Source organism: Natrinema altunense, assembly GCF_000731985.1.
In the GTDB taxonomy this organism is placed as follows: domain Archaea; phylum Halobacteriota; class Halobacteria; order Halobacteriales; family Natrialbaceae; genus Natrinema; species Natrinema altunense.
In genome coordinates, this window is record NZ_JNCS01000001.1 from 793,627 (window position 1) to 810,116 (window position 16,490).

The 16,490-nt window shown below is 68.2% G+C and carries 14 protein-coding genes; 12 read left to right on the top strand and 2 right to left on the bottom strand.

Going from position 1 to position 16,490, the window contains the following annotated elements; all coding sequences use genetic code 11:
* Nucleotides 1–4: 4 nt before the first annotated feature.
* Nucleotides 5–1,126, bottom strand: coding sequence for an eCIS core domain-containing protein (locus tag ALTAJ2_RS04040; protein ID WP_239647692.1), 1,122 nt, complete (start codon nt 1,124–1,126; stop codon nt 5–7).
* Between the two features lie 282 nt (nt 1,127–1,408).
* Between ALTAJ2_RS04040 and ALTAJ2_RS04045 the strand changes: the two genes are divergently transcribed.
* The 11 genes from ALTAJ2_RS04045 (at nt 1,409) to ALTAJ2_RS04090 (ending at nt 14,050) form a co-directional block, all read left to right on the top strand.
* A complete protein-coding gene (locus tag ALTAJ2_RS04045; RefSeq protein ID WP_007110945.1) occupies nt 1,409–3,859 on the top strand; it encodes an ATP-binding protein in 2,451 nt (816 codons plus the stop codon).
* 120 nt (nt 3,860–3,979) lie between these two features.
* The gene (locus ALTAJ2_RS04050) at nt 3,980–4,447 is read left to right on the top strand and encodes a bifunctional nuclease family protein (RefSeq protein ID WP_007110946.1); all 468 of its coding nucleotides are present in this window, start codon (nt 3,980–3,982) and stop codon (nt 4,445–4,447) included.
* Nucleotides 4,448–4,732: a phosphoribosyl-ATP diphosphatase gene (hisE, locus tag ALTAJ2_RS04055; RefSeq protein ID WP_007110947.1), complete on the top strand. Its 285-nt coding sequence runs from the start codon at nt 4,448–4,450 to the stop codon at nt 4,730–4,732.
* A gap of 175 nt (nt 4,733–4,907) precedes the next feature.
* Nucleotides 4,908–7,328 carry a DUF4129 domain-containing protein gene (locus tag ALTAJ2_RS04060; RefSeq protein ID WP_007110948.1) on the top strand — a complete coding sequence of 807 codons (2,421 nt, stop codon included), beginning with the start codon at nt 4,908–4,910 and terminating at the stop codon, nt 7,326–7,328.
* Nucleotides 7,325–8,188, top strand: a complete 864-nt coding sequence (locus tag ALTAJ2_RS04065) for a DUF7269 family protein (RefSeq protein ID WP_049901074.1) — start codon at nt 7,325–7,327, stop codon at nt 8,186–8,188. The genes ALTAJ2_RS04060 and ALTAJ2_RS04065 overlap by 4 nt, the downstream gene beginning before the upstream one ends.
* On the top strand, nt 8,185–9,636 hold the full coding sequence (locus ALTAJ2_RS04070) for a DUF58 domain-containing protein (RefSeq protein ID WP_007110950.1): 1,452 nt from the start codon (nt 8,185–8,187) through the stop codon (nt 9,634–9,636). The genes ALTAJ2_RS04065 and ALTAJ2_RS04070 overlap by 4 nt, the downstream gene beginning before the upstream one ends.
* Nucleotides 9,637–11,085, top strand: a complete 1,449-nt coding sequence (locus ALTAJ2_RS04075; protein WP_007110951.1) for a hypothetical protein — start codon at nt 9,637–9,639, stop codon at nt 11,083–11,085. It abuts the gene before it with no gap.
* Nucleotides 11,086–11,166: 81 nt separating this feature from the next.
* Nucleotides 11,167–12,288, top strand: a complete 1,122-nt coding sequence (locus ALTAJ2_RS04080; RefSeq protein WP_007110952.1) for an AAA family ATPase — start codon at nt 11,167–11,169, stop codon at nt 12,286–12,288.
* Between the two features lie 91 nt (nt 12,289–12,379).
* A complete protein-coding gene (locus tag ALTAJ2_RS04085; RefSeq protein WP_007110953.1) occupies nt 12,380–12,727 on the top strand; it encodes a four-helix bundle copper-binding protein in 348 nt (115 codons plus the stop codon).
* A 119-nt stretch (nt 12,728–12,846) separates the two neighbouring features.
* Nucleotides 12,847–13,023: a hypothetical protein gene (locus ALTAJ2_RS19410; protein ID WP_160163711.1), complete on the top strand. Its 177-nt coding sequence runs from the start codon at nt 12,847–12,849 to the stop codon at nt 13,021–13,023.
* 37 nt (nt 13,024–13,060) lie between these two features.
* Nucleotides 13,061–14,050, top strand: a complete 990-nt coding sequence (locus tag ALTAJ2_RS04090) for an NOG1 family protein (protein WP_007110954.1) — start codon at nt 13,061–13,063, stop codon at nt 14,048–14,050.
* Nucleotides 14,051–14,263: 213 nt separating this feature from the next.
* Here ALTAJ2_RS04090 and ALTAJ2_RS04095 read toward each other — a convergent pair whose 3' ends face one another.
* Nucleotides 14,264–15,565 carry a TIGR00341 family protein gene (locus tag ALTAJ2_RS04095; protein ID WP_007110955.1) on the bottom strand — a complete coding sequence of 434 codons (1,302 nt, stop codon included), beginning with the start codon at nt 15,563–15,565 and terminating at the stop codon, nt 14,264–14,266.
* A 140-nt stretch (nt 15,566–15,705) separates the two neighbouring features.
* Here ALTAJ2_RS04095 and engB point away from each other — a divergent pair, with 140 nt between their 5' ends.
* Nucleotides 15,706–16,329: a GTP-binding protein EngB gene (gene engB, locus ALTAJ2_RS04100; protein ID WP_007110956.1), complete on the top strand. Its 624-nt coding sequence runs from the start codon at nt 15,706–15,708 to the stop codon at nt 16,327–16,329.
* Nucleotides 16,330–16,490: the final 161 nt, after the last annotated feature.

Here is a 16,490-nt window from a genome sequence, read left to right on the forward strand (position 1 = left end):
TTAGTTACCTCCCAGGGTTTTTGCCACCCATACTCTTCCCTTGATCAGCTACTGATTCAGATTTGAGCCCGAGAATGCCAAGCACCTTCTCGCGATTGTTGTAGATCGCCTGAAGCGCAGCACCGGACAGCGATCCGAGGAATTCGCCGAAGGGAAGTCCAGACTTTTTACCGGCTTCGGTCATCCCGATCTTGAGCGCTTCGCTGGTCCCGGCGTCAGCTACCTTTTCGAAGATGGTCGCCTCGTGTTTCGTGGACAAAGAGTTGACTTTGGCCTGGAGTTGTTTCTGATTCTCCGCGAGCGCAGAGAGACGCTCCTCAATACTGGACGTGTCACTGAGGTCTGTCAGCGATAATTTAGATTCGTCGCCATCACTGTATAACGTGTCCTTCACCGACGACAACCATCCCTGTCCTTTCTCTGATCGCTGCACGTGGACTTCCGTCTGCCCCAAGCACTGAATCCCAAGTTCACCCCCTTCCATCACCCGCTGGGCAGTCTCCTCGGCTTTCCGCTCTAACTGCGGATCAGGGTCGATCTCGAGGCCGAGATTCTCTTGGGGAAGCATCGACACCGCACCGCCGGTCTGCTGGCGGACGTGTGCGAGTTCGTGAGCGAGCACGTGTTGGCCTTCCGGCGACGACGGATCGTACTCGCCGGCATTAAACGCGACGTGATTCCCGACGGTGAACGCCCGTGCATTGATCTGGTCACACGCCTGGGCGGCTTTCGGGCCAGTGTGGATTCGAACGTCACCGAGTGAATCACCCATCCGATCTTCGACTGCCCGCTGAATAGACGTATCCAACGAGCGACCGGGTGAGGAGATCACGTCTCGGACGGCATCGGGAACCTGCGTCTCACCGGCTGGACCCGTATCTTGGGCAGTCGCAGTACTGCGCTGCAGTGATGTCGGCCCGCCGTGACCGGCAACCCAGCGCTCGTCGGACTTCGGACTGCTGTTTTTCGACTGGGCGGACGGGCCGGCCTGGTCGGTCACTCGCTGGAGCAGGTCCGTCGACGACCCCAGTGAGCCGATCGCCTTCGGAGTACTGGTCTCGTCCGCTGACTCGGACACTGCCTCCGCGTGTTGGACGAGTTCGGGAGACGAGCCAAGTGCTCCCATCGATCTCGGAGACCGGACCGGTTCCGAAGCTGTTGTCTCATCGCCGCTCAGTCGCTGAACCGATGCATCCGCGGGACCCAGCGATTTCGTTTCTACATCCTGACGTACGTGTGAGGACGAGTTCGACTCAGCCTCGTCGTCGGATCGTCCCACCCGCGAGGAGTACGACTGTCCCATCGCTATATTATATCCGTCATTTCAGCCCCATCGTAATAATATTTGCCATTTAAAAGGCAGGTAAATTTTATCTCCTGACGGAGCATTTGCTGTGGTACTCGATGAATGTCGTATGAAAATACACGACTCCACCTTCTGGACGAACTCGAGCGAATCGAAGCACTCCTCGAGACGTACACCGCGACTACCGAGGGGATGTCCTCGAAAATCGATTCGGCTGCCGGGACAGAGGTCGAGGAGACACACGATCCGACAACACTGACACCCCGATTGCCGGACGACACAGCCCAGCACATCGCCGACCGCGCAGCGCAAATCGACCAACGCTGCCGGGACACGCCTGCAGATGTTTCGCTTCGACTGCAAGTTCTGGCCGACCGATTCGACCTCTCGCGTGCACATCTCGATGTGTTCCTTCTCGCACTCGCGCCCGAAATCGATGCTAACTATCAGGATGTCTTCGGAAAACTGTACGGCGATGCGATAACGCATCCGACGGTCGGTATGATCGGTGATCTCTTCTCTCGCAGCGATGACCAGCAACTCGCCGCTACCGCACTCGTCGGTCCCGGCTCGCCACTGCGCCAACACGATCTGGTGAGCCTCTCTGATCCCGTCGGTTCCAGTCGCTCCCACCAGCATCGCCTCGTGACCGTCGATCAGCGACTCGTCTCGTATCTCGAGGGGCACGTCGACCTCGACCCCGCGCTCGAGCACGTGGCCACCCTCCCGACCCCCGATCGGACGCTCGAGGACCTCCAACTCGAGCCGGCCCTCCGAGACCGACTCGAGCGCGTCGACGCCGACTCGAGCGGCCGCTACTACTTCCACGGGCCGGACGACGACGAACGCGAGGCGGCGATCGGCGCGCTGGCGGACGACCGATTGCTCCGCGCCTCGCTACCGGCCGTGCTCGAGGCGGACGCCCTCGAACGACTCCACCGGGAGGCGCTTTTACAGGACTGTCCGGTCCACCTCACCGACGCCGACGTGCTCCGCGAGCGCGGGAGCGACCGCACGCTCGAGGAGGTGTTCGACCGGTTTGCCGACCTCCAGTGTGAGCTGTTCGTCACCGGAACCGAAGCGTGGCGGCCGACGGGAACGACCGTCGGTATCGACGCCATCATCGAGTTTCCCCGGCCCTCCGTCGAGACGCGCCAGGCGTTCTGGGAAGCGCGAGCGGACGCCCTCCCCGCGGATCTCGAGCCGGCGGTGCTCGCGGGGACCTTCGAACTCACGCGGGGGCAACTCGAGGCGGCGCTGTCGACGGCACGGTCGCTGGCCGGTGGCGACGACCTCACGGCCGAGGACATCTACGAAGGCTGTCGCGCCCAGTCGGCCGACGGCCTCGGTGATCTCGCCCAGCGGATCGAACCCGCAAGCGACTGGGACGACATCCAGCTCCGCGAGAAGACCGACCGCGAACTCCGATTGATCCGCGACCACATCGCGAACCGGGCCCGCGTCTACAGCGAGTGGGGGTTCGCCGAGGAGTTCGCCCGCGGGACCGGCGTCGTCGCCCTCTTCAAGGGCACGTCCGGGACGGGGAAGACGATGGCCGCGGAGGTGCTGGCCAACGACGTCGGGATGGCGCTTTACAAGATCGACCTCTCGAGCGTCGTCTCGAAGTACATCGGCGAGACCGAGGAGAATCTGGAACGGATCTTCCAGGCCGCGGCTCACTCCAACGCGATCCTGCTGTTCGACGAGGCCGACTCGATCTTCGGCGACCGGGCGGAGGTGTCCGATGCGACCGACCGCTACGCTAACGTCGAGGTCAACTACCTCCTCCAGCGTATCGAGAGCTACGACGGCGTCGTCGTATTGACCACCAATCACGCGTCGAATATCGACTCCGCGTTCGAGCGCCGGATCGACCACACGGTGACGTTTACGCGTCCGAAAGGACCCGTCCGCGAAGCGATCTGGGCGGGCGTCTTCCCCGACGACGCGCCGCTGGGCGACCTCGACTACGAGTTCCTCTCGGCGCTCGATCTCACCGGCGGCCAGATCAGGAAGATCGGCCAGACGGCCGCGATCTTGGCTGCGGGTGACAGCCGCCGCATCGAGATGCGCCACGTCGTCCGGGCGCTCGAGCAGGAGTTCGGCGTGCGGGGACAGCGCCTGCGGTCGATCGACTTCGGCGAGTACCGCCGCCACCTCCGGAGCGTCGACGACGACCGGGCGGGGACCGACGAACAGTCGACCGACGCCGACGAAGAGGCGGTCGGTCGGTCGCCGGAGGCCGTCGTCCGCCGGTTTTTCGAACTGTTAGACGCCGGTGAGGGCGACCGCGCCCACGAACTGTATCACTCCCGGACCCTCGCGCCGGAGTTCTCACAGAAGGAACTGGCGATGATCGCCCACGGCGACCTCTCGATCGCCGGCGAGATCGACCGCGTCCGCGACGATCACGACCGCGTCGTCCTCGAGTTCGAGCGCGAACTGAACGGCGATCGAACGGCGCGATCCTACGAACTGCGGCCGGAAGACGATCTCTGGCGGATCTTCAACGTCGAACGCGTCCGCGAGAGCGATGTCGTCGTGGACCGGTGAGGGCCAACCGGTCTCGGCTCGTCCTCGCCGTGGGCCGGGGGATCGGAGCCGGCGGCCGATCCCGCCGTGCATGCATTCGCGACCGGACATGTTTTCCCCCTTCCCCCCGAGGATGTGGCTATGCAGGCATCCATCGACGCCGTTCGCGTCGCGGGGACCCCCGAAGGACCGGTCCCGGTCGTCGTCCTCGCGGTCGAGGGGGAAAGCGACGTCGTGCCGATCTTCATCGGATTCAGCGAGGCGACCAGCATCGCTCGCGGTCTCGAGGCCGAGGACATCGGGCGACCACTGACACACGACCTCCTGCTCGATGTCATGGAGGAACTGGGTAGCCGGATCGACCGGATCGTCGTCACCGAGATCGAGGAGCGCGACGACGGACAGGGCGGTACCTACATCGCCGACATCCACCTCCAGACGCCCCGCGGCGAGACGGTCATCGACGCCCGACCGAGCGATTCGCTCGCGCTGGCCGCCCGGACGAACGCGGCGATCGAGATCACGGAGGACGTCTTCGAGGACAGCCGAGACGACAGCGAGAAGTTCGACGAACTCGAAGACATCCGCAACGTGTCGGGTGAGCTCTAGATGGACGACGTACTCGAGGACCTGTTCGCGGTCATCGAAGACCGGAAGGAACGGCTGCCCGAGGACTCCTACACCGCCTCGCTGTTCACCCACGAGAAAGGCGAGAACGAAGTGCTGGAGAAACTCGGCGAGGAGACGACCGAACTCGTGTTGGCCGCGAAAGACGACGATCGCGAGGAGATCGCCCACGAGAGCGCCGATATCGTCTACCACTTGCTCGTCCTGTTGGCGATGAAGGACATGGAACTGTCGGATCTCGAGGCCGAACTCGAGGCGCGGCGCTGACGGGAATCGCGGTTCGGCAGCGAGATCGAGTCCCACTATCGAGCGGCTGCTGCTTGCCGGGCCGATCGACCGCGGGTCGCGAACGTGTACCTTCATTGTGGGGTAGGTGCCATAGTCACTCGTTGCGGTATCGACAGGTCGGCCGCCGCGCCGACCGCGAACGGAGTGAGTCCACGTGTCCGACGACGCCACACCCGACGATGCAGACGATGCCGCGTCCGGCGGAGCCGATTACCGACAGGTCTCGCTCGTCGCGCTGGCGGCGCTCGCGCTCGTACTGACGGCCGCGCTCGCGCCCGGCCTCACCGGCGGCGAGAGCGACTCGAGCCCCGGGGCCGACGTCGACTGGGACGGCATCGTGCCGGACATCGATTTCAACCCGGACACCGACGTCGACGGGAGCGATGACGGCGGTAACGCCGACGGCGAGCCGGGCGACGGCCCGGGCGGCGGCTTCGATTGGCGACGACTGCTCGAGTGGCTCAATCTCGATCGGAACGACGACGTCGAGCCGCCGACGAAGACCGACGGGAAGCCACAGTGTGTCATCATGCTGGATCGGGAGCCGGTCCCCGGCAGCCGGCTCACGGCGACGATCCGGTACGAGGGCGAACCGCTCACGGAGACGCCGGTGTGGTTCGACGAGCGGCGAGTCGGTGAGACGGACGACGCCGGCCGGGTGACCGGCGAGGTGCCGTACGTCGAGGAGTTGGTCATCCGCGTCGGGACGGCGACCGACGCGACGTGCCGCGCCGGGACGGCGACATCGCTGCCCTCGTCCACGACGAGCGGGAGCGCAGGGTATCACTCCGACGACGCTCGGCAGTCCAGTGCCGACGTTCGGGGATTGGGTAGCCCGGAACCCGAGATCGGAGCAGTGCCGAGCGCGCGCCGCGATTTGCCGGCTGCGGCCGCGACGGTACCGACGGCGTCGGTGGCTCCATCGGCCTCGAGCACGCCTGCCCTCGCGTCGTCGGCCACACCCGCGGCGAGCGTACAGGAGGAGTCGGCGGGGAACGCCACCGGGTCCTACGCGGTCGACGGTGAGGTTACAATCGATGTCGACGGCGAGCCGTATCCTGGCGAGACGATCACGATCGACGCAGCGGTCGAGGACGTACCGATGCGCGAGGCGACCGTCTCCGTCGACGGCACCGCAGTCGGAGAGACGGACGGGAGCGGGCAGGCCACAGTGAGGGTGCCCGACGACGGTACGGATACGTTCGAGATCGGGGTTGCCCGCGGCGACTTCGCGGGGACGACGACGGTCGATGTTCTGTTGCTCGAGGCGGCGTTTGCTCCCGCAGGCATCGCGCCGATCCCCGGCAGTCCCGGGGCCGTCGAAGCGACGACCAACGGCGAACCAGTCGCGGGTGCCACGGTAACCGTCGACGGCGAGAGGGTGGGGGCGACGGACGCAGACGGTCGGCTGGCGACCGGATTGCCGCTCGATCCGACCGCGACGGTGACGGTCAGCACGGAACGCCAGACCGCCAGCGTCTCGCTCGTCGGTGCTTACGGCGGGTCCGCACTCGTGCTCTCGAGTATCATCCTCGGACTGATGGCGCTCTCCTATCGCCACGCCGGCCGACGCGGGCCGATGGCCGTCCTCGGCGGAACGGCGGGAGTCGCCGCGGTACTCGTCGCCGAGGCGTTCTATGGGCAGTGGGCCGGGATCGCCGTCCTCGGCGGCGTCTGTCTGCTCGCGCTCGCCGTCGGCCTGTCGCGGTCCGGGCGGGGATCGCCCAGTCTCAGTGTCCGCGACTGCTCCTCACCACGTGACTGGCTGGACCGGCTTCTGTCCCGACTCGTCGCTCTCGGGTTGGGACTCGTCGACCGACTCGAGGTCCTCCTCGAGTGGCTGCACGCGCTGGCCGGGGCCGTCCACGAGTGGGTCCGGTCGTTGCCGCGGTCCGGTCGGGGGCTGTGGGCACGTTTCGCGGCCTGGCTCGGAACGGTGCCGGGACGCGTCCGGTCCGGGCTCGAGGCGGCGCTCGGGACCGTCCGAACGCTGCCGCTGCGGGCGATCGCGGCGGGGGTCGGGTCGGTCCCGCTGATCGCGGGCGGCTACGTCGTCGACGGTGTCCGTGGGGCGGTCCTCGTCACTGCAGCGCTCGCAGCCGCCGGCGTGATGGCGGCCCGTACCGACGGGGACGACCCGCAGACGGACGCGCGAGACCGCGACGCGGAGCCGGACGCCGAGACGGCGACGACGGACACGAGCCACGCGGCGGCCGAGACGCGCTCGTTTCGCGACCTGTGGCGGGCGTTCGCACGCCAGGTCGCGCCGGGACGGTGGCGCACGCGTACCCCCGGAGAGATCGAACGCCGCGCGCTCTCGAAGGGGTATCCGCGAAGGCCGGTTCGGAAACTGACGACGCTCTTCCGGGAGGTTGAGTACGGCGGTCGCCCTCGCTCGGCGAGTCGTCGCGAACGGGCGGCCGAGGCCTACGACGCGGTCGAACGCGCTCGAACGGCCGAGACGGAGGCGACGACAGCCGAGGCCGCGGCCGAACGAGACGAGGACGGAACCCGGTCGTTGTCCCCGACGGACCGGTCCCGCGATCCGGAACCCGGGACGGAGGGAGAGCCGTGAGCCGGCGTCGGCAGCGACTCGTCACCCTGTGCGGCGTGGCGCTCGTCGTGATCGGAACGATCGTCGGCGTCGGCACCTCGAGTGGGACGGGTGACGCCGTCGGTCTCGTCGCCCTGCTCACGCTCGTCGCGCTCGGGCTCGGCCTCTGGACGGTTCGCGGGGCGCTCGATACGACGGCTGACGCGCCGGCGGTGCCCTGGGCGGCCGACGAACCGTTCGCGAATCCGGCTCCCGAGCGCACCGAGCGCGACCCCGCGCTCTCGAGCGACGCCTTCGCCGGGGTGATCGAGACGGCCTGCGGGACGGCCCGCGATTCTGGCACCGTCGACGACGGCATCGAAGTCGTGCGGTCCCCGCTCCGGACGGCGTTGCTCGACGCCCTCGAGCAGGGCGGCCGACCGCGGTCGGACGCGGAGGAAACGCTGGCGGACGGCAGCTGGACCGACGATCGGGTCGCCGCCAGCGTCCTCGCACCGGCGATCGAGCCGCCGCCGCGGCCGCTCCGCGACCGCGTTCGTGCATGGCTGTACCCGGAACGCGTCGTGCGCCGACGGGCCCGCCGGGCGACGAACGCGGTTGCCGAAGCGGCCGACGACGCCCTGCCGACAGTCCCGGGCCAGACCGCCCCGCGGACCGTCCCGGTGCTCGAGCCCAGTCTCGAGGACCTCCAGCGCGGGGCAGACGGCCGTCTCCAGCGGGCCGTCGAGCCGCGCGCGACCGCTCGCGGACCGCAGCCGGTTCGGCCTCGAGCCGGGGACGACCGCGATCGGGCGGCCGGGGAGCGAACCGACGGAGACGGGACCGATACCGACCGAACCGACGGGCCACGGGACGGGGACCCGGAGGTGACCGACGCGTGATCGACCGACGGGTGCGCTGGCGCGGGGCTCTCGCCGCGACGGTCGCGCTTACGGTCGCCGGCATCGTCGACGGAAACCCCGTCCTCCTGCTGGGCGCGGTCGTCCCGCTGGTCTTCGTCGCTTACGGCTCGCTATCCCGCGTTCGCGTGCCCGCCGACCTCGTCGCGACCAGATCGGTGACGCCGACGCCCGCACCGCCGGGCCAGCCGGTCACCGTCACGCTCGAGGTGACCAACGGCTCCGATCGGACGATTACGGACCTCCGGATCGCCGACGGCGTCCCCGCGTCGATCGCCGTCCTCGAGGGGACGCCGCGGGCCGGCGCGACGCTCGAGCCCGGCGACAGCCACACCATGGAGTACGTGGTCGTGGCTCGCCACGGCGAGTACGACTTCGACCCGCCCCAGTGTCGCGTCCGCGGGCTCGGCGTGAGCGCGACGGCCACGACGACGCTGCCGGTGTCCGGTGACCGGGCGCTCGTCTGTCGGCTCGCGGCCGATGCGCCGCCGATCGAGGAGGACGGCTCGACGCGGGTCGGGCAGTTGACGGCCGACGAACCCGGCACGGGGATCTCGTTTCACTCGATCCGGGAGTACCATCGCGACGACCCCGCCGACCGCATCGACTGGCGACACTACGCGAAACGCGGGACGCTCGCGACGGTCAACTACGACCGACACGTGTCGGCGACCGTCGTCTTGGTCGTCGACGCGCGACCGGCGAACCGCGTCGTCGCCGGCCGGGGCCGGCCGACGGCCGTCGAATACGGAGCGTACGCCGCGACCCGCGCGCTGTCTGACCTGCTCGACCACGGCCACGATGTCGGCATCGCCGTCATCGGGACGGACGGTCCCGGCCCCGCCGGCTGCCGCTGGCTCGAGCCGGCGAGCGGACCGGCACAGCGACGGCGTGCGCTCGAGTTCCTCCGGCGGGTCGCGGACGAAGCCGCAGCCGACCGCGACTCGAGTACGCCACGGACGGCCGGCGGCGGACGGACAAGGCGGCAGGTCCGGAAGGTGCTCGAACTCGCACCGACGACCGCTCAGGTTGCGCTGTTCTCGCCCGTTCTCGACGACCCGCCCGTAGCCGCGGTCGAAACGTGGCGGGGCGCAGGGCTGCCGGTCGTCCTCGTCTCGCCGGACATCGTTCCGTCGAACACCGTCAGCGGCCAGTTCGAACAGACGCGGCGGCGGACCCGGCTCGCCCGCTGTCAGGCCACCGGTGCGCGCACGGTCGACTGGCGGCGGGGCACGCCGCTGCCGGTGGTCATCGAGCAGGCCTTCGCCGTCGACGCGCGCCGCTCGAGCCGTCGATCGACCGGGGGCAGCGCCAGCAGCTCGAACACTGGGGCCGGAGGGAAGAGGGACAGCAGTTGGAACGGCGGCCCTGACGAGAGGGCCGGATCGAACCCGGCCGCCGACTCGCGGCGATGGGGAGGTGGCGAGTAGATGTCCCTCGCCGGACCGCGCCTCGATCGGCCGTCCGCAATCGGCGACGAGGGGCGAGCACGGACGGCGAGCCTCTGGCTCGCCAGCCTGATCGTCGTCGCGATCGTCGGCGTCGTCGGTTTCGAGATCGGCGAGCCGTCGCTGTTGCCGACGCTCGGTCCGGTCGTCGGGCTGGCCGTCGCGGGCGTGGGCCTGCTCGAGCGCGACGGGTTCGTCAGCCTGGTCGTGGCCCACGCGTTCCTGCTGACGTTCGGGACGGCGTTCGCGCTGATCGTGCTCGCGGCCCCGTTCGTCGCTCGAGCCGGGATCGCTGCGAGCGGCTGTGCGCTCGCGCTCGCCGGGATCGGGGCTTCCTGGGCCAATATCGGCGGTGACGGGCTGGGCACCGCCGCGGCGGGCAGCGTGATCAGCTACGCCTCGATGCTGTGTTCGCTCGTGCTGATGGGGATCCTGACGGCCGTCGTCTACTTCGGCTGGACGGTCCTGACCAGTATAATCGGGTTTTCGACGCCGGTCGCGTCCCTGACCGGCTTCCTCCTGATCGTCGCGGGGACGGCCGGCGTCGTTCGGCTGTCGTTACGGTGGCTCCCGATTCGGCAGGTGACGCCGCGGGACCGTCGTCCGACGATCGAGCGGCGGCTCACCGCCGTCAGGCAACGCCTCCTGTACACGGCCGTCGGCTCGATCGGTGCTCTCGTGGGGTTCGGTGCCCTCGGACTGGCGGGCGTCGACACCGCGGTGACGAGCGTCCCGGTGCTCGCGTGGCTACTCACGTCGCTGTCCTCGCCGCTGGTCGTCTGGCCGATCGTCGCCGTCGGCGCGGTGAGTCTCCTCGCCGGCGCGGTCGCCGTCCTGCTCCGACGGCTGACCCGCGACGACTCCGCCGGGACGACGCGGCGGACCGCCGCGGCCGTCGTCGGCGTCGGACTCTCCCTGCCGTTGCTGCTCGGGCTGGTACTCATCGTCGCGGGGGCCGGCCTCGCAATCGGCCCCATCCTGCTCGGACTGGGCCTCGTCGTCGCGCTGGTACTGGGACCGATCGCGTTCCTGATCGTCGTCGGGAGCGGTGCCGTCGGCGTCGGACTCGGCCTGCTCCCCGCACGGGCCACCGGACCGGCTGTCGCTGCGACGGGACTCGTCGTGGCCGCCATCGGCGTGGGTCGTGCCAATCCGCTCGTCGTCTTCGCCTGTATCGCCGGTGCCATCCTCGTCTGGGATAGCGCGACGTTCGGGCTCGGACTGACGGCCGAGCTCGGTCACCTTCCCGATACCCGCCGACTCGAGTTGTTCCACGGTGCCGTCGCCGTCGCCGTCGCGATCGGTGCCGTCGTCGTCGTCACCGGTCTCGAGGTGCTCCGTGCCGGCTTCTTCGCGGGCGGGGGCGCGGCCGGCGGTGCGGTCGTCGTCGCGCTCGGTGCGTTGCTCCTGTTGCTCCCGGTGCGCGGCTAGGGACGCCGGCGGTCCCGATCGCGGACGGCTCCGGAGGTCTCGATGGGGAGGGTTCTTGAGTATCTAGCTGCATTGTCGTGTATGGACGCGACGAACGCGACAGCCGACGACGCCGCACGCACCGTCCGGCGCGTCGTCGACCGCATCGAAGAGGCCGCGGTCGTCGATCGCGAGGTCCTCCACGCCATGCTGTCGGCGACGCTGGCCCGCGGACACGTCCTGCTCGAGGACGTGCCGGGGACGGGCAAGACGGTCACCGCGCGCGTGATCGCCGAGGCGATGGGGCTGGAGTTCACGCGACTCCAGTTCACGCCGGATCTGTTGCCCTCGGACGTGACCGGGTCGACGATCTACGACGAACAGGCCGGCGAGTTCGAGTTCGCGCCGGGACCGGTGTTCACGAACGTCGTCCTCGCCGACGAGATCAACCGTGCGCCGCCGAAGACCCAAGCCGCGCTGCTCGAGGCCATGGAGGAACGACAGGTCAGCGTCGACGGGACGACCTACGACCTGCCGGACCCGTTCCTGGTCGTCGCGACCCAGAACCCGATCGAACAGGAGGGGACCTTCCGACTGCCGGAGGCCCAGCGCGACCGTTTCAGCGTCAAAACCTCGCTCGGCTACCCCGACTTCGAGGGCGAGATGGGGCTGCTCGAGCGCCGGGCGAACCGCCGCTCGCTCTCGCCGAGCGTGGAGCCGGTCGCCAGTCCGGACGCGGTTCGGCTCCTGCAGACCCTGACCGAGGAAGTTACCGTCGACGAGAAGGTCCGCCGCTACATCGTCGAGATCGCGCGGAAGACGCGGGCGGACCAGCGCGCCGAAATCGGCGTCTCGCCCCGCGGCGTCCAGCGCGTGTTCGAGGCGGCCCGGGCCGCGGCGCTGATCGAGGGGCGATCGTACGTGACGCCGGACGACATCAAGCGGCTCGCCGGACCGACGATGGCCCACCGGATCGTGCTCACGACCGAGGCGACCGTCGAGGGAATCGATGGGACCGCCATCGTCCGCCACGCGGTGAACGCGGTCGACGTACCGGCGGTCGCGCCGGGACCCGACGACCCCGAGCCGACGACCCCTTCCGGGACCGAATCGGCGGCCGCGAACGGCGACGGCCCCGACGCCACGTCCGGTCGGGACGCGACCGACCCGCACGGTGGCGCGACCGAGACCGACCGACGGGAAGAGTCGTGGCACGGCGAGTGAGTGAGCCGGCCGCGGTGAACTCGGCGGCCGCGTGCTGCTTGCAGCCGCCCGTACTAGGTTGATGCCTCCTGCTGGCGTCGATGCTCGTGCCATGGCGCTCCAACAACTCGAGCACGCCGACGACCACATGCAGGAGTGTATCGACAACTGCCTCGAAGCCGCACAGGTCTGCGAGTGGTGTGCGGACGCCTGTGCAGGCGAAGGCGACGAGATGGCTCGTTGCATCCGGCTCTGCCGGGACGTGGCGGACATCGCTTCGCTGCACGCCCGGTTTATGGCTCGTAACTCGGGATATCATCGGGAACTGGGCGAACTCTGTGCGGACCTCTGTGAGGAGTGTGCCGCGGAGTGCGAGCAACACGACCACGAGCACTGTCAGGCCTGCGCCGAGGTGCTGCCGGAGTGCGCCGAGAGCTGTCGGGAGATGGCGTCGGCCTGAACGCGGTCGGCGTCATCCGTTCTCGGAGCGAGACCACGACCAAGCACGGCGGGGCGGCTCTCGCGGGACCGAGCGCGAGGCCGACGTCACCGACCACCACGCCGATGAGGCGTCCGCCGATGACAACCGCCGAACGCGCCCGCAAGCGGTCCGTGCCAGAAGCCGCCGCCGGTCGAAGGTCCCGCGACGAAGCCACCGGCTGGCCCGATGCGAAGTGGCCGCTCCCGCGGACGAACCAGACGAAGACCGCATGGCAGTCCGTCATGCGAGCGCGGACGCCGCCGTTCGGTCCATAACGAACGCCCTTTATGACCGGGGGCTCTAGCCCTGGACATGATTTTCGAAGACCTTCCGACCACGCCCACGTCGGAAGAGCTGATCGACAAGGCGTTCTCGCGGGCGGCGCGGGCCGGCAAGGCCAAGGGCGGCCTCGAGGCCCAGCAGTCGATGCTCCAGACGGCGGCGAACATCATTTCGGACAACTTGGAAAACGTGGTCACGGCCTGGCCGGACTTCGAGTACGAGGACGACGTCCATCCGTTCTACTACGAACTGGCCGACGCGATCGTCGACGTCGACCGACTCCGGCAGGCGCTGTCGGAAGTGATGTGGGCCAGCCGGAAGGCCCGCGAAATCCACGAGGAGTACCAGCCGCGCCTCCGGAAGACCGACGTGGACACGGCGCGCAAGCACCGCAAGCAGGCCTTCGCCCGACTGGCTGACATCGTCGAGCAGGTCGACGACCACCTGCTGTACATCAACGAGTCGCGCAACGACCTGCGCGACTTGCCGGAGATCAACCCCGACGAGCCGACGATCGTCGTCGCCGGCTACCCCAACGTCGGCAAGTCCTCGTTCGTCAACGACGTTACCAATGCCCGCGGCGAGACCGCCTCCTATCCCTTCACGACGAAGGGGATCGGCGTCGGCCACTTCGAACGCGAGCACATCCGCTACCAGATCGTCGACACCCCCGGCCTGCTCGATCGCCCGCCACAGGAGCGCAACGAGATCGAATCCCAGGCGGTCAGCGCCATCGAGCACCTCGCCGACTGCATGCTCGTCGTGGTCGATCCCACCGGCGAGTGCGGCTATCCGATCGCCTCGCAACTCGAGCTCCGGGATGCGATCTCGGCCCGGTTCGAGGCGATCCCCGTGCTCACGATCGCGAACAAGGAAGACCGCTTCGAGGACGGTGACCTGACCGAGGCCGTCGCGGCGGACTACACCATGAGCGTCGAGACCGGTGCGAACGTCGAGACGGTACTCGACGCCGCCGTCGACGCGATCGATTACGAGCCGGAGCTGCCGTTCGACGGCTAGCCGCCGATGTGACACGGGACCGTCACACCGGACTCGGGACCCGTTGCAGCCGGAGACGAGGCCGTCGACCGAGCCGATACGGGATCCGAAGCTGCCGGCTGCTCCAGCCACCGCGGGGCTGTCGATGTCGGAGCCGTTCACGCTCGAGCACGAACGCAGCGCCCCGAAACGAGCGCAAACGACCGACGTCTCCGGCGTGTCCCGCAACCTCAGTTAGCCGGCGTCGCGCTCGACGACTTCGACGTATCTGACCTCGACGGTGACGGAGCCGTCGGCGTGGCGGTTGATCCGGTCGTGGAGGATATCGGCCAGATCTGGTGCCGACTGGCCGGGCGGGCCGCCGATCGTCACGACCACCCGCTCCGGGTTCCGGAACGGGTAGTCGTCGTCCATCACGAGCTGGAACTCGAGGAGCTGATAGTCCTCGTACCGGTCCTGTGAGAGGACCGTCTCGACATCCTCCCGGGCGTCCTGTTCGAAGTTGCCCGCCTCGTAGGAGGCGTAGGTAATTCCGGAGAGAAACACCGTAAAGACGAGAACGATGACGACGAGCCCGACGATCCGCTGTCGGAGGCGCTGTTCCGTCTCGCCGAGCGAAAACAGGTTCTCCGGCCGGTAGCCGGCGTACCACAGCGTCAACAGGCCGGCGAGGTTCACCGACAGGAGATTCACGAGGACTAACACCGTCGCGCCGATCGCGGACGTCGGCTGGCCCCATGCGAGCGCGATCCCCGCGACGCCGGCGGGCGGGATCAACGCCGCCGCGATCATCACGCCGACGAGCGCGACGGACGTTCCCGTCGCGATGCTCACGACGCCCGCGACCCCCGCGCCGAGTGCGATCGCGAGCGACAGCAAGTCCGGCGCGAGCCGCTCGGAGATCTCGCCGACGCTCGAGAGGACGAGATCCGGCGGGACGATGTTCAACGACCGCACCAGCAGTGCGAAAAGCGCCGCGGCCGCGATCGCGACGATCACGCCGATGATCTGGTAGGCGACGCTCTCGACGAACAGGTCCTCGTCGTCGATCACCGTGCCGACGCTGGCCCCCAGCGCCGGTCCGATCAGGGGCGCGATCACCATCGACCCGACGACGACCGCCGGCGAATCCAACAGGAGTCCCGCGGTCGCGACGATGGCGCTGATGACCGTCATCACCACGTAAACGGGGAACGTCGGCGTCAGATCGTCGGCTTCGGCCTGCAGCTCCTGGCGCGAAATCCGGTCGGAACCGACGTCGTTCTCCTCGTACTCCTCGCGTAGCGCCTGAAACCGACGGGAGACGACCGTCTCCGCGTCGACGACGACAGTGTAGGCGTCGTCGTCGATCCCCGCGTCTTGCAGTTCGTCGAGGACCGGTTCGACGGCCGCGTCCGGGAGCGGGAAGTAGACGACCGCTGTGTACTCCCGGCTCTTGGTTTCGTCGGTGACAACGTAGTCGACCTCCCGTCCGTCGAGGACGTCGAAGATCGCCTCGCGCTGCCCGGTCGGGATCGTCAGCTGTACGAGCCGCACGTGTCGATCTGAGACGCCCCCGGATCATAACTTCGGGGCTTCCGTCCCGGGTAAATTGCCCGCGCGGACTCGAGCGACCGTCCGCCGGCGGCCGACTCCCGTTACAATGCGTATAAACGTCGGTCGGCCGTACACCGCCTATGATCGAGTTCGATACGCGGCCCAACCGGGACGCCGAAGTGGCGCTCGTCGGCCGCTCGAACGTGGGCAAATCCACGCTCATGCGTGAGTTGACCGGCCACAGCTTCGATACCGGTGGCAAACCGGGCGTCACTCGCTCGCCCAACCACTACGACTGGGCACCGGAAGACTTCGTCATCACCGACCTCCCCGGCTTCGGCTTCATGAGCGGCGTCGACGAGGAGCTTCGCGAGGAGATCAAAACCGAGATCGTCCACTACCTCGAGGAGTACGCCGACAACGTCCTCGTCGCGATTTTGGTCGTCGACGGCAAGAGCGTCATCGACATCATCGACCGCCACTCCGGTCCCGACGAGATCCCCTACGACGTCGAGATGTTTCACTTCCTTCGGGACCTCGACGTGCCGACGGTCGTGGCCGTCAACAAGATGGACAAGGTCGACGACGAAGACGAGCGCCTCGACGCCCTCTGTGATCGCCTCGGTCTCTACCCTCCGTGGAAGCAGTGGCAGGACACGATCGCACCGATCAGTGCCAAACGGGGACAACTCGAGCCCCTGCACGAGGCCGTTCGGAACCACCTCCACGAGCAGGAGCGCGACGATCTGTTCAAATTCTTCTAACCAAACTTTTGCGCTGCGGGCGCGCCCTCGGCAAAACTTTGATGAAAAGCACTCCTCCCTCCCCTTCGGGTCGGTCGTCGGCCCGCTCGCTCACCCTTCGGGTTCGCTCGCGGTGCGTGTTGGGTAAGCGCCTGCCCTCCCCCGAGTTGCACGACTCTCGT

Bases quoted from the DNA above. Each gene is read 5' to 3' on its own strand.
- ALTAJ2_RS04090 (WP_007110954.1), top strand. From the start codon at position 13,061: ATGATTTTCGAAGACCTTCCGACCACGCCCACGTCGGAAGAGCTGATC.
- ALTAJ2_RS04045 (WP_007110945.1), top strand. From the start codon at position 1,409: ATGTCGTATGAAAATACACGACTCCACCTTCTGGACGAACTCGAGCGA.
- ALTAJ2_RS04080 (WP_007110952.1), top strand. From the start codon at position 11,167: ATGGACGCGACGAACGCGACAGCCGACGACGCCGCACGCACCGTCCGG.
- hisE (WP_007110947.1), top strand. From the start codon at position 4,448: ATGGACGACGTACTCGAGGACCTGTTCGCGGTCATCGAAGACCGGAAG.
- ALTAJ2_RS04040 (WP_239647692.1), bottom strand. From the start codon at position 1,126: ATGGGAGCACTTGGCTCGTCTCCCGAACTCGTCCAACACGCGGAGGCA.
- engB (WP_007110956.1), top strand. From the start codon at position 15,706: ATGATCGAGTTCGATACGCGGCCCAACCGGGACGCCGAAGTGGCGCTC.
- ALTAJ2_RS04085 (WP_007110953.1), top strand. From the start codon at position 12,380: ATGGCGCTCCAACAACTCGAGCACGCCGACGACCACATGCAGGAGTGT.
- ALTAJ2_RS04050 (WP_007110946.1), top strand. From the start codon at position 3,980: ATGCAGGCATCCATCGACGCCGTTCGCGTCGCGGGGACCCCCGAAGGA.
- ALTAJ2_RS19410 (WP_160163711.1), top strand. From the start codon at position 12,847: ATGACAACCGCCGAACGCGCCCGCAAGCGGTCCGTGCCAGAAGCCGCC.
- ALTAJ2_RS04075 (WP_007110951.1), top strand. From the start codon at position 9,637: ATGTCCCTCGCCGGACCGCGCCTCGATCGGCCGTCCGCAATCGGCGAC.